This window comes from Deinococcus marmoris DSM 12784 (genome assembly GCF_000701405.1).
Lineage (GTDB): Bacteria > Deinococcota > Deinococci > Deinococcales > Deinococcaceae > Deinococcus > Deinococcus marmoris.
This window is the reverse complement of the sequence record NZ_JNIV01000117.1, coordinates 1-11,928: the sequence shown is the minus strand read 5'-3', so window position 1 is coordinate 11,928 and position 11,928 is coordinate 1. Positions and strand designations below refer to the sequence as shown.

The window sequence follows — 11,928 nt, the reverse complement described above, 5'->3', positions numbered from 1 at the left end:
AAGGCCAGGGCCATCTCGGACATGCGGACCGTTGCAGCCTACGCCGGCGCGCTGCGCAGCCAGGGCCTCAGTCTTCGGGCCACGGCCGCTCAACTCGAAGCCCATGGCTTCAAGACCCGCCAAGGAGGGCCATGGAGCGCTGTGCAGGTTAAACGTGTGCTGGACAGATAGAGTTTTGCACTTGAGTTCTCTCGATGAGGTGTCGTTGAAGTTAAGCGGCTTATCCCAAGTGCAGACGACCGCAGCATGAAGCAGGCGCGTAAGCCGCGCGCACGAGCATGGTGTTGACCCGCACCCCTGTGAACACTCTGCCCATTCTCATCGGATGGCTCCTGGTATTCAGTCGCGCCTCGACGGTCCACAGGGTCAAGCTGCTGTCACGTAACGGGCGCACCTGACTCTTAGATGGACCTTCAACAGCCCATCGGCAGGTCAGCTTTCTCGTTTGGGAGGCCAAGAGGGGGTTTTGGTCTCTTGCGTGTAAACGCGCTTCCTCCACCAATCTGAGCGCTCCTGTGGGGCGACCCACCAAGTGTGTGGTTTCGGAAGCTCCACAGGCAAAGCCGCTGCCTTCACGGCGTCAAAGCTCAAGGGGCGAACCTTTTTCGGATCACCTTTCAGAAACGACTCTACATCTAGCGCAATCAACTCTAAGACTGGATTTCGACTGGTGCGCAGGCGTTCAAACAGGCGAGACGCCTTGGGCTGCTCATAGTCCTCGCGGCGGAACAACAGGGTCTGATCTCCACCATCAAAATCCGCCCAAAGCCCAGGCGCGATACTCAGCATCAACAGAGAATAAAAAACGATCCAACTGGGAAAATGATCCATGTATGACCCAAAATCGCCCCTGGGACGTGCTGGATGCTGATAGTGAGGGAGGCCGCCCTCCTCCAGTTTCAGGCCTTTTAGAGCAGGCACATACATTGCGTCGTAGTCTACGAGCACCAATTTGCCGTCACACACAATGACGTTGTCATGGTGAATGTCTCCATGGGCGATTTCAGCAGCTCGCATTTGCTCAAACATGGCAATCCAATCTGAAGCGAGTTGTAGGAGGGCCGGGGGATCGGCCAACAGCGACTCAACATATTCAGCTAGATTGACCCCGTTGCGCCATTCCATACTCATGAGGGGCTCCCACGTTCCATTGACGTGTAATCCTTCAGAGTGATAGCGAAAATCTACAAAAAAAGGAGAAGGGTGAGCTTTCAAGTGGGCCCGGATAGCCTCGTAGCGGAGCTGCTGATCCGCCGCGGGCATCATGAAGCAGCGCAGCGCCCACTTGTCGTTGTGAAGACTCGTTTGATACACCACCGCGAAACTGCCACTGATGGCATGAGGAATACCCATGGCATTCGTCCGAATTTTCCCGTTGCGAAGGACGCCCAAACTATCGTGCAAAGCACCCTTTCGCTGAATAGCTTTGTTGAACTCACCTGCTGTCAGCATTCAAATCTCCTGCAAGGGCAATCCGCACATGGATGAAACTCACGTCATCGTCACGTAGTTCCCCCTCACTCTTCAACTGTTCAGCCCATACCTGAAAGGGGTCGGTCTGGCCCAACTCAAGGGCGATACCTTCGCTTTCAGAGAAGGACAGGGTGACCTCATCGGAGCTTCCCTGCTGTTGGGAGGGAGACGCATCCTGTAAGTTCAGATCAGAACTGTCGAAATCACCTGTGCCCCAGGAATCGAGAGGGAGGGCCTCGTGGGAAATCTCCTCTGGCGGCACTGGTGCGGTCTCAGGCGCACTGTGCTGAGGCTCAAGAGGTGTCGTTTCCATCGACGTCTCTATCCCAGGCTGCTCTACAACAGCAGCGTTCTTGCTGCCGTCTTGAATGGCAGAGAGATTGGTTTGAAAGAATTGCCTCAACTCAGCCATGGCCTCAGCAGGCAAGCGGGCGAGCCACCAGGCCGCAAGGGCATCTGTCATCAGCAGGAATTCGTCTCCGGCCTGAACCTCTCCCTGAATAGAGGCCAAGTGCGTTACAAGCTCTCCTGAAGTTCCTGCACGGCTGGGCAACAGATGGGTAAAGTTCGTCAGTTCCTCTGGAGTAGAGACGGGCCACGGCGTGGGATGCAGCGTGTCGCTCCCCCGCAGATGCACCAAGCAACTGTCCCCAATACTCACTGAGCGGTAAAACAACCCCTCTGGGCGTGGTGTCAGACACAACGTCACCAACGTGGCATGTGCTCCTTCTTTGAGTTTTGCTGCGGCGTACCAAGAAGTCTGCTGCTGCTGTGTGCGTCCTGCCCACATCGTCTGACATTCTGGTAGCTGGCGCAATAAATCGCTGGCATCACGGACATGGGCCAGTTGCGCACTGATAATCTCTGCCCATTCTTTGGCATAAGAATACGACGTCGCACCATCAGAAATGGCCAGAGCAACCTCGTTCATCACGAGTGACTTGACGCAGGTTTTTCGCGGCAAAGTGGCATCTTCGCAGTCATCTAAGGTGGCTCCAGACTTAGGCGCCCGGCGCACAGTGATGTCAAGTTCCCAACCCAGAGACTGATCATGGATGGAATGACTGACCGTTTCCATGGGTATCCGCCTTGCAAAGCTCTCTCCCCCAAGGAAGCGAGAGATGATCCAGGGCTTAAAAATCTTTTTGGCCATTAACGAGCAACTTGCGTACTGGTGCCGATATCGACCAAATGCACCAGCAGTTCCGATGGCGCATTGAAAATAAACCCACGGGAAAGATCAGTGGTGGTATGGCCCAGTTGTGCCGCTCTGACCAGACCGACGTGCGGAAGTGCACTGGACATGGCATACAGCGCTTCTGCGTACACGTCCGGCAGGCCGACCGCGCTGTCGGGGAGGATGACTGCCTTCTCCTGACTGGCACTGATGTGGGCGTTGTACACCAAGACATTTCCGTCGCTGGTTTGCAGATCCCGCAGTTGCGTAGCCAGCGGCCTCGGGTCGCCATCCGTCGCTTCTCCATCTGTGATGTTAATGACGATGGGGGGGAAGCTATCGGGGTGCAGCGCGATGTGTTGCTGCACCAACGTGATGGCTGAACTGAACGCCTGCATCATTGGAGTTGATCCGTTGGACACGGGCTCCATCCAAATGGGATACCGAACGGTCTCTTCCTCTCCATTGGCGTCCTGCTCTGTGGCTTCTTCGACGCGCAATGGAAAATCGGCTATGTCAGAGATAGGCAAAAAGTCCCGGCCTGCGAGGTTGCCTCCTAGCACTGGTCCCACGCTGCGCCCATACCCAATCACCGCGATATCAAAGTAGTGGCGAACGCCGTCCCCTTTGGTACTGCGAATAACCAGCTCCATGAGTTGGCGATTGAGCGTATCAGCCACCAGTTTGGCCTTGGTTTGCTGCAGGTCTGCACCGTAGTTATCGGCCATGGAACTGGATTGATCAACCAAGAAGATGATGGCGGTGGGATGGGTACGGCTGACAGTTTTCGAGTAAGGCATGTAGATCCTCCAGAAGGCTGCGCTTATCCTAGAAGACAAGTCGTCTCTCATCAAGCACATTTGCGTCCCGTCCTCCCCTCAAGAGCAGACATAATAGAAGGCAGCCTAGGCTTCTCCGTCTCTTCCTAGGCCCATGGGGGTTCTTTGTCTAGTATTTTATCTGCCGTCTTGCCTTCCAGTGTGGAAGGTGCCGTCATTGTTCTGTTCTTGCTCGGCTTAAGCATCTTCAGTGCGGTTCAAGCTTCTCGCCTCCGCACCCAACACCGTGTGCGGAGTGCCGAGTTAAATCTTTTGGCAACAGCTCTCCCCTCAATCACTGATCCATCGGATATCGTCGCGCGCCTCCAGACCACGCAAAGTAAAGAGGTGTTGCAAGAGGCATGGGATAAGATTCATGCTCTCCGTCATCTTCATGCCCATGATCCACGGGCTGTGACGGCAGACCTCCCTTTGAGCGATGAACGGGTTTTCCAGAGTCTCCGACAACTTCCCAATCAACTCCTGCTGCTAGGTTTGTTCGGCACTGTTTTCGGACTGAGTTTGACCCTGGGAGATTTTGCGCCGCAACTGGGACAGGGTCTGGCCCAACTCCAATCTGGCGGAAGTGCCTCTTCGCTCAACAGCGGCATGCAGGAGCTCCTGGAGCGAATGAAATTGTCTTTCGTCTGCACCTTGTGGGGCGTGCTGCTCTCGCTTCTCGCGGCCCGCTTCGTTGTCGCCCCGGCGCTGCTGAGCCGTGACGCTTTGCAGACACAGATTGAAAACTTGATTGCCTATCACTTGGTTCCGAAAGTCTGGAACCATGGCGCGCAGCTGATGGTTCATCTGGAAGGGCAGGGACAACGTCTTGATGAGGTGCTCCAGCTGCTACAACATCAGTTCCAAGGTTTCGAGACCCGCACCAGTCAAACCCTGGACACCCTGGCAGACGCAGGGCGCCAACTGAGTCTGGTGGCTGCCGACTCCGGCAAGGTTATTCAGAAGACGGGCCTCGAACTCCAGCAGACCGTCAGGCAATTGGAGCAGAGCAACAGCGTCATTCACACTAGTGTTCAGACCCTTGAAACGCATCTCACTCGTAGCAGCACGGCTCTGGAGCACAATTTGGTGGCCCTAAATCATCAGAGCCATGATTTTACCGAGGCTCAGAAGCGTCAACTGCTTGCCGATGAGCAGCGGACTCAAACGCTGCTCAATCAGCTGACCGCATTTTCAGATGTGCAGCGGGATCTGGCCCACACGCTCAATCGGGATCTCCAAGCCAATGTCGCGCAACTCGGTGAGGTTCGGGACATCCTGCACACCCAAGGTCAACTCCACCTGACCGCTCAGGGCGATACACAACGCTCGCTGACGCAAGCGCTCCAGCAGCTTCAACTTGATGCTGCCAACCAGCAGCGGGGACACGTCGTGGCTTTGGGGGACACACAACACCAATTAAGTCAAATCGCTGAACGACTTGTCGCGCTCGACCTTCTGGCCCAGCGCCTTGATCCACAGGCACTCCCCACGGACCGTTGGCAGGCCTTTCAAACGGCCCTTGAGACAGTTGTGGCACGCACCGAAATCCTGCTTCGGGAGCATGAAGCTGCGCGCCTGGCGGGCACTGCTGCGTTGGCCAATGCCGTTGATGGTATTCACCAACAGCACAATCTCAGAACTGATGCCCTGTACGTTCAGTTTCAGGAAATGACGGAGCGAATTGGGAAAGAAATTGGCAGCTCGACTGAACGGTGGCAGCATTTGTACGGAGAGCTCGCGTCACGTTCGACGGGCACGTTGCATGGGCAGATGAATTTGGCCAATCAGCTCAATCACCAGCATGACGCTGCACAAGCACAGCTCCAAACCATGACAGGAGAGCTTCTGACTGTCACCCGGGATCTGGTGGGGGCACTGGAACGAACCACCCAACAGTTAACACACTCCAGCGTTCAATCCGCGCCACGGACCGGTTGACAGACCAATGACGACAAGGAAGCGGATCCCTCCAGACAGCGACATCAATCCCTACATTGCCTTCACAGATATGGCGTTCACGTTGGTGCTTGTGGTGCTGATGTTGGTGGTCTTGGTGACGGTGTACGGGCGGGTGGGCTGGGATGACATTAAATACCGCGATGCTCAGGCTCAAATGGTTCAGGCTGTTCGCAAGGCATACCAGGGCACGGCGGCTCCCCAAGTCAACGAACAGAAAAATGATCCGCCAGGGGCCCAAAGGTGGGTCTTCGCCCAAACCAACCTTTTTCAACCGGGCACTGCCAAGTTAACGCCAACTGGCCGGTCCACCCTCCTGCGCTTTGCGGGCGTGATTCGGAACAAACAAGAGCTCTGGCGGCGGCTACGAATTGAGGGTCATACCCGCCCTACCCGTTCAGGGGAGCGGGATGACTGGCTACTCTCCTCTCAACGTGCAGAGCAGGTGGCCCGCATTTTTCAAAGTGCAGGCCATGTGCCCCCCTACAGAATGGCTATTGCAGGCCGTGCAGGACAGAATCCACAATTCCGCAACGACCTGAACAATCCAGTCAACGAACGGGTTGAGTTTTTGATTGAATATGCTCAAAAGGAGCAGTGACCTTGGCAGACTTTGTGGCCACGGAGCAGATGGCGCAGCCGGGCCAGGAGGCTGAAGCACGGGTATGGGAGGCTGTCCGGAACGTTTGGCGTCTTCGGGAGGGCCTGGTGTATTGGCGTTATCCGGTGTTCACTGCCAAGGCGGTTCGGGAACCTGATCTGTTGATTGCGGATCCCGATTTGGGCCTGACAATTATAGAGGTCAAGAGCTTTCAACTCCGAGACATCACCGGGATCCAGGGACACACGTGGTTTCTGACAGACCGGGAGCGGCCCACAGTCATGCCCTACGAACAGGCCCGCCATCAAGCCCAAGCGCTGCTAGACCGCCTGAGCCTTGAGCCGGTTCTTCACCAGGCCGTTAATGTCCGCGTTCTGGTCGCCTTACCAAATATCCGGCGTGCTGAGTGGGAAGCGCGCGGCCTCCACCGGTTGGCGAGCACGCCTCCCTGCTTGTTCGCAGAAGATTTCCGGGGCAATGGTCTCCTGGAGCGAATTCGTACGGCGCCGTCACTCGTTCAGGCGCCTGCCTTGTCAGCAGATCACTGGCGTGTCCTGAAGGCCTTTTTGGGGACGCCCGGTGCGTTACGAAGCTCTGCCCGGATTCAGCCCCCCCACCGGGCGGTGCAGCGCCGGGCGGATGTGTTGAAGTTCGTCCGTGCCCATCTGCATGAGTTTGACCTACAGCAGGAGCTGATCGCCAAAGTCATCCCCCCAGGGCCTCAGCGGATCCGCGGCGTTGCTGGCAGTGGGAAGACCGTCTTGCTGGCCCAGAAGGCCGCCTTGATGCATCTCCGCCATCCCGAGTGGCGCATCGCCCTGGTCTTCTGGAGCCGAGCTCTGTACGACGCTGTGCGTGGTCACGTTGACCACTGGCTACAGTATTTCAGTGGTGGAGAACGCACCCTGGCCTCCGCAGCTCCGCAGTTGACAGTGATGCACGCCTGGGGAGCAAAAAACCAGCCTGGGTTTTACCGAATGGTGGCAGAAGCCCACCATCTCAAGCCCCAAGCAGTCAACGTTACCCAACGGCATTCCCCTATGGAGGCGTTGGCGCTGGCCTGCTGTGACCTGTTGGTTGCCCTTGAGACGACTGGTGGGGTCATTCCACAATTTGACGCGGTGCTTATTGACGAAGGCCAAGACTTGCTGGCAGATGGCGCGGCATTTATGTATGGCGACAAGCAAGCGTTTTTTTGGTTGGCCCTGCAAACGGTTCGGCCAGACGCCCAGACGGGAGGCCGCCGATTGATTTGGGCCTATGACGAAGCCCAGAGTTTGGATTCGCTGACTGTTCCGACCGCGGCTGCTTTGTTTGGGGCCGATCACTCCCACTTGGTTCAGGGCGTTCATCCAGGTGGGGCCAAGAAGAGCGAGGTTATGACCCGCTGTTACCGGACTCCCAATGCCATTTTGACAGCGGCCCACGCGTTGGGGATGGGCCTCCTCCGAGAGGACGGCATGTTGACTGGCCTGACCCAGCGTGCTGGCTGGAAAGCCCTGGGGTACGAAGTGGAAGGCTCGTTCGTCTCCGGGCAGCAGGTGACGCTGCACCGGCCGGCCCAGAATGCGCCCAACCCGGTGGCACAGCTGTGGAAAGATGATCTCTTGAGCTTTGAGATTTACCCCACGCGGCAAGAGGAACTGCAGGCCTTAACCCGCGCTCTACACCAGAATCTAACGATTGACGGACTATTTCCGAGCCGTCAGCTGTTGGTCGTCGTTCTTGGGGCGACCCGGCGCACCAAAGCCCTCATTCATGAGGTCGCCCTGTATTTGCGGGGCGCCGGACTCGATTTTTACGTCCCGGGTCAGCAGCGGGCCAATGAACTCCGAGATTTGGCTTGGTATGACCGCTGCCCAGACCAATTCTGGGTGGAGGGAGCAATCACCGTCACAGACGCCCGACGGGCCAAAGGCAACGAAGCGGATATGGTGCAGGTGGTGGGGTTTGATGCATTGGCCGCGCGCGAAGACGACATTTTTTTGCGTAATCAACTGTTTGTCGGCTTGACGCGTTCGCGTGGCTGGGTACGTTTGAGCGGCGCTGGATGTGCAGCGAGCAAGATGACCCTTGAGACGCGGCGGGTCTTAAATGCAGGAGGAACCTTCACCTTTCAGTTTCGCCCTCCTTCCAAACGCGATCTTGGGGAACTGGAACCCCCACCACCGGAAGGATCTTGGTGGACAGATTGGACTGGTCGTCCTCAATCACGCGGTTCAAAACGGAGCAGTTGAGAAATGGAGCTGCCGTATGTGCACCGAACCCCTTGGACAAAAGTATGTGCAGCCGAAACGGTTGGGTTGGCCCCAAAGTTTGGACGGTTTCGAGTAGAGACTCGGCTCAGGTTGAGCCGATCCCAGAAACCTGTCTGCATCAAAGACTAGGGTGGAGCATTTTATAGATAACGGCGGTGCTGGGAAAGATCGGCGCTCCTGTCCACCTCCCACCGTTGGGGGGTCACCCGCTCTTCGGGCGCTGCGCCATGATGGGCGGATGTCCCTGCCGCTCGGGTCCCTACTGGCCCTGCCCCTGCCGCGCGAGGACCGTGCGCACCTGGATGCCCTGATCTCCGAGGCCGCGGTGGGGCGCGCCCTGCGTGCCGAAGGCCACCATGTGGCCAGCTTCGGGCTGTGGGCCCTGCGGCGCCGCGCCCATCGCCAGGACGTGCTCGAACGGCTGCTGCGCCAGCCCAGGGACTGGACGTGGCTGGTGTTCGCCCCCATGCCACCCGGACAGCTGCCAGCCCCCGATGCGGAACTGCTGGCGCGCACCGTGCAAGGTCTCCACGGCGTCCAGTACGTGGAGTGGACAGTGCAGGAGGGAGTCCTGTCATTCACCAGCCGCTCGCTGCGCACAGCGGTGGTCCGTGGCAGTCCGGTCCTGCTGCCCAGCCCGCCGCGTCCGGAAGGCAGCCTGACGCTGCCAGCCGGCCCCCTCTTGCCGGACCTCTCCCGCTGGGCCGGCGTGCCGGCCGAGCAACTCGGGGCGGCGCTGATTGAGGCCGCCTACATCGAGCGGATGGCTCCTGCCCACCAGGGGGCCTTCACGAATGTGGACGTGCTGGCCCTGGCCAGAAAGGTGCCTGTGGTCATCGAGGTCAAGCGCCGCGCCCGCACACCTGAACAGGAGACGCAGCCACTGACCATGTCGCCCACGCAGGCGGGCACGCTCGGCTATCTGCACGCCGCCGGGTGCGAGGTCCATGTCGCGGTGCTGGTCGTGCCCAAGGGCAGCACACAGCAGCCTGATCTCGCTCTAGGCCGCGGCTCCTGGCACGCGGGGGCGCCCGTCATCCGGCCCGGCTGGGGGGAAATGCACGTGGACCTGCTCGGTGCCGCGCAGCCGCTGGGTCTGAAAGGGTTGCGCCGCGCCCGGGAACACGCGGCGCTGGGAGACCTTGGCTTGGGGACGCTGGGGGCAACGTCCCCAAGCCACGCTGAACCACTGCCCGCGGCGGCATCTGAGTGGACCTCACTCCCCTCGTGCGCAAACTCGGCCCCCGAACTCAAGGGACCTCAGCGGCTGATCTCCTTCACTTCCGAGTACAGATTCCTGCAGGTCTGGGCGCCGGCGCCGGTCAAGCTGGGCGGGCGCGTTTACCCTTCACCCGCAGCGGCCTTTTTGGCAGCTCGCACGCTGGACCAGACGGCGCGTGAGGCGTTGACGGAGACGCTGTCACCCGTGCGGGCGCTGCGGCTGGCTGATCTTGCGCCGGTGCGGGCCGGCTGGCGTGAGCTGCGTCTACAGGTGGCCCGAGAGGTGCTGCGGATGGCCTACCGGGATGAGCGGGGGGTGCAGCTGGTGGCCACGCTGCCCCTGCTGCTGGATGCCCCGGAGATGTGGGGACCACCGCTGGACGGATTGCAGGGCGAACCGGGCCTGAACCTGCTCAGTGACCTGCGGGGTCTGCTGGCCACAGAACAAGCCCATCGCACGGGAGGGTGTTGCCTGCAGTGCGCCTGGGCACACGCTGGCCCACCGGCTGGCTTCTTGCAGTGTGCGCATCCGGACGGCGCGGCCGGTGCGCTGGCGTGCGTAGGGGCCCATGCCATCCGGGGGCCTCTGGACACGGTGCGGGTGGCGGTCACGACTCCCGCGGGTCAGGCGTTCCGCTCAAAACAGGCCGCCCAGCGGCCCTGAACGGACTTCGCGCGGCAGTTGGGCCGCCGCGTTGCGCGCCGTCACGGCGAGCTGATCCGCCCGCTCGTTCTCGGGATGCCCCGCGTGACCCTGCACCCACTCGAACTTCAGGGTGTGTCCGCGCGCGGCCTGGGTCAGCGCCTGCCACAAGTCCGGATTCTTGACGTTCTTCCAGTTCTTGCGCTGCCAGTTGCTAATCCAGTCCTTCTCGAAAGCGTCTATCACGTATTTGGAGTCGCTCACCACGTGCACGTTGCAGGGACGTTTCAGCGCCTGCAGACCTTCCAGCAGGGCGGTGAGTTCCATGCGGTTGTTGGTGGTCTGTGCCTCACCCCCACTGAGTTCCCGGACGTGGGCGCCCATGGACAGGATGCACGCCCAACCGCCGGGACCGGGATTGCCGGAGCACGCGCCGTCGGTCACCAGGCGCACGGCGGGGCGGGTGGGAGCGTCGGACATGCGCCCAGTGTGCCTGGAAGCCGAGGGCGTGGACAAGCGTCCCCCAGCGGGGGCAGCCCACATCTGCCTCATCGTGTTGTGCACCCGTGGTGGAGCACCACCATGCAGGGTGGGGCAGCGGCGTCACACGTGTCGCCGCTGCCCCAGATATCGGCGCTACGGGACACTGGCCTCCAGTTCGACCCTCCCCTAGTTGCGGAGGGTCCAGCGCGGCAGCCTGTCGCTCTACTGGTGTTCATGGAGAGGCCCGCGCTGCCGTAGCGCAGTCGGTGAGCTCGCGCTCTTCCTGGGCCTGGCTCTGGCCTTCCAGGGCTTCCGCGTCATGCTCGCGCAGCTTAACCCGGCTGGTCTTGCCACGCAGCACTTCCAGGGTGTAGTCGCCCTCCTGAACAGCGTGTCTGGCAGCACGATGCGCACCTCGTGACCTCGTGCGTCTCGGAGTCATAGCGCACGCGCACGGTGGTCTGGGCGTGGCGCTCCTTCATGATTTCCGCAGGCACACTGAAACAGGCCAGGGAACTCCCTGGCCTGTTTGCTGGCTGTCTTGTTCAGCGCACCTCCACTTTCGAGGCTTGTTTTGCCAGTTGCTCTGCCTCACGCCTGGCCATGAATGCGTGGAACTGGGCGGTGCGCGCCCGTTTCTTGTCTGCTTCCGCGTGCGTGCCCCACTTGCGCCGCCCCCCCTCCCAGTCCCGGCCCAGCTCTTCGATCTCCCCCCGGCGCACCAGGGTGCGCAGTGCCCGGCGCACGCTGGCCGCCCGACTGGGCGGCACGTCCGCGATGGTGGCGTATCCGAAGACCTGCCGCGCCACCTCCTGGCTTTCGAGCAGCTCCCCCGCCTGCTGAAGGGTTCGCAGCGCCGCCCGCATGACCGTGCCTGGTCCCAGGCTCACGGCGCTCCCCTCAGGACATCAACGTGCCAGCCCATAGGGAGAGGCCAGGAAGTGTGCCGACGATGGAGGCCAGAACTGGGCGCGAGCCACCAGTCAGTACGCCGTTGCGCAGAGGGACACCCATAAGTGTGCCGAAGAATGACGGACCCACAGGAAGCGTGCCGATCACCGACGCGCTGTCGGTCAGCGTGCCGTCCACTGCGGGGATACACGCTCCCGTCGCCCAGCCATGACACACTTCCGTCGCCTTCCCGTATTCCCACCCTGTGCATTGCACCGCGCTCCAAGCGGTTCATTGCAACCTGAAGACGTCGCCCATCTCGTAAGGCTCGTGGGTCAGGGCGTGCAGGCCCATCAGCAGGCGCGCGAGCACGTCCCAGGTCACCGAGCTGGTGCGGTCGTGGT

General features: G+C 60.3%; 11 protein-coding genes. 5 read left to right on the top strand and 6 right to left on the bottom strand.

Going from position 1 to position 11,928, the window contains the following annotated elements; translation table 11 throughout:
* Positions 1-21 precede the first annotated feature (21 nt).
* The gene (locus tag Q319_RS26530) at positions 22-171 is read left to right on the top strand and encodes a recombinase family protein (RefSeq protein ID WP_245619397.1); all 150 of its coding nucleotides are present in this window, start codon (positions 22-24) and stop codon (positions 169-171) included.
* Positions 172-432: 261 nt separating this feature from the next.
* On the opposite strand, the gene Q319_RS0119855 is transcribed toward Q319_RS26530, so the two are convergent.
* The 3 genes from Q319_RS0119855 to Q319_RS0119845 all read right to left on the bottom strand — a co-directional run bounded on the left by Q319_RS0119855 (position 433) and on the right by Q319_RS0119845 (position 3,450).
* Entirely contained in the window at positions 433-1,452 is a 1,020-nt protein-coding gene (locus Q319_RS0119855; RefSeq protein ID WP_029484173.1) for a protein kinase family protein, read from the bottom strand.
* Positions 1,436-2,551 carry a protein phosphatase 2C domain-containing protein gene (locus Q319_RS26525; protein ID WP_162178682.1) on the bottom strand — a complete coding sequence of 372 codons (1,116 nt, stop codon included), beginning with the start codon at positions 2,549-2,551 and terminating at the stop codon, positions 1,436-1,438. The genes Q319_RS0119855 and Q319_RS26525 overlap by 17 nt, the downstream gene beginning before the upstream one ends.
* Before the next feature lie 74 nt (positions 2,552-2,625).
* The gene (locus Q319_RS0119845; protein WP_029484171.1) at positions 2,626-3,450 is read right to left on the bottom strand and encodes a vWA domain-containing protein; all 825 of its coding nucleotides are present in this window, start codon (positions 3,448-3,450) and stop codon (positions 2,626-2,628) included.
* 180 nt (positions 3,451-3,630) lie between these two features.
* On the opposite strand from Q319_RS0119845, the gene Q319_RS0119835 reads away from it, so the two are divergent.
* The 4 genes from Q319_RS0119835 (at position 3,631) to Q319_RS0119820 (ending at position 10,171) form a co-directional block, all read left to right on the top strand.
* Entirely contained in the window at positions 3,631-5,409 is a 1,779-nt protein-coding gene (locus Q319_RS0119835; RefSeq protein ID WP_156039477.1) for a hypothetical protein, read from the top strand.
* A 7-nt stretch (positions 5,410-5,416) separates the two neighbouring features.
* On the top strand, positions 5,417-6,028 hold the full coding sequence (locus Q319_RS0119830) for an OmpA/MotB family protein (protein WP_029484168.1): 612 nt from the start codon (positions 5,417-5,419) through the stop codon (positions 6,026-6,028).
* On the top strand, positions 6,025-8,265 hold the full coding sequence (locus Q319_RS0119825) for an ATP-binding domain-containing protein (RefSeq protein ID WP_051655595.1): 2,241 nt from the start codon (positions 6,025-6,027) through the stop codon (positions 8,263-8,265). Before Q319_RS0119830 ends, Q319_RS0119825 begins: the two co-directional genes overlap by 4 nt.
* A 259-nt stretch (positions 8,266-8,524) precedes the next feature.
* On the top strand, positions 8,525-10,171 hold the full coding sequence (locus tag Q319_RS0119820; RefSeq protein ID WP_029484166.1) for an NADAR family protein: 1,647 nt from the start codon (positions 8,525-8,527) through the stop codon (positions 10,169-10,171).
* Here the strand turns inward: Q319_RS0119820 and rnhA are convergent.
* The 3 genes from rnhA to Q319_RS0119805 all read right to left on the bottom strand — a co-directional run bounded on the left by rnhA (position 10,145) and on the right by Q319_RS0119805 (position 11,523).
* The gene (gene rnhA / locus Q319_RS0119815) at positions 10,145-10,630 is read right to left on the bottom strand and encodes a ribonuclease HI (RefSeq protein ID WP_029484165.1); all 486 of its coding nucleotides are present in this window, start codon (positions 10,628-10,630) and stop codon (positions 10,145-10,147) included. The genes Q319_RS0119820 and rnhA overlap by 27 nt on opposite strands.
* 235 nt (positions 10,631-10,865) lie before the next feature.
* Positions 10,866-11,075: a hypothetical protein gene (locus Q319_RS27445; RefSeq protein WP_156039476.1), complete on the bottom strand. Its 210-nt coding sequence runs from the start codon at positions 11,073-11,075 to the stop codon at positions 10,866-10,868.
* Positions 11,076-11,178: 103 nt separating this feature from the next.
* Positions 11,179-11,523, bottom strand: a complete 345-nt coding sequence (locus Q319_RS0119805) for a hypothetical protein (RefSeq protein ID WP_034415988.1) — start codon at positions 11,521-11,523, stop codon at positions 11,179-11,181.
* Positions 11,524-11,928 lie beyond the last annotated feature (405 nt).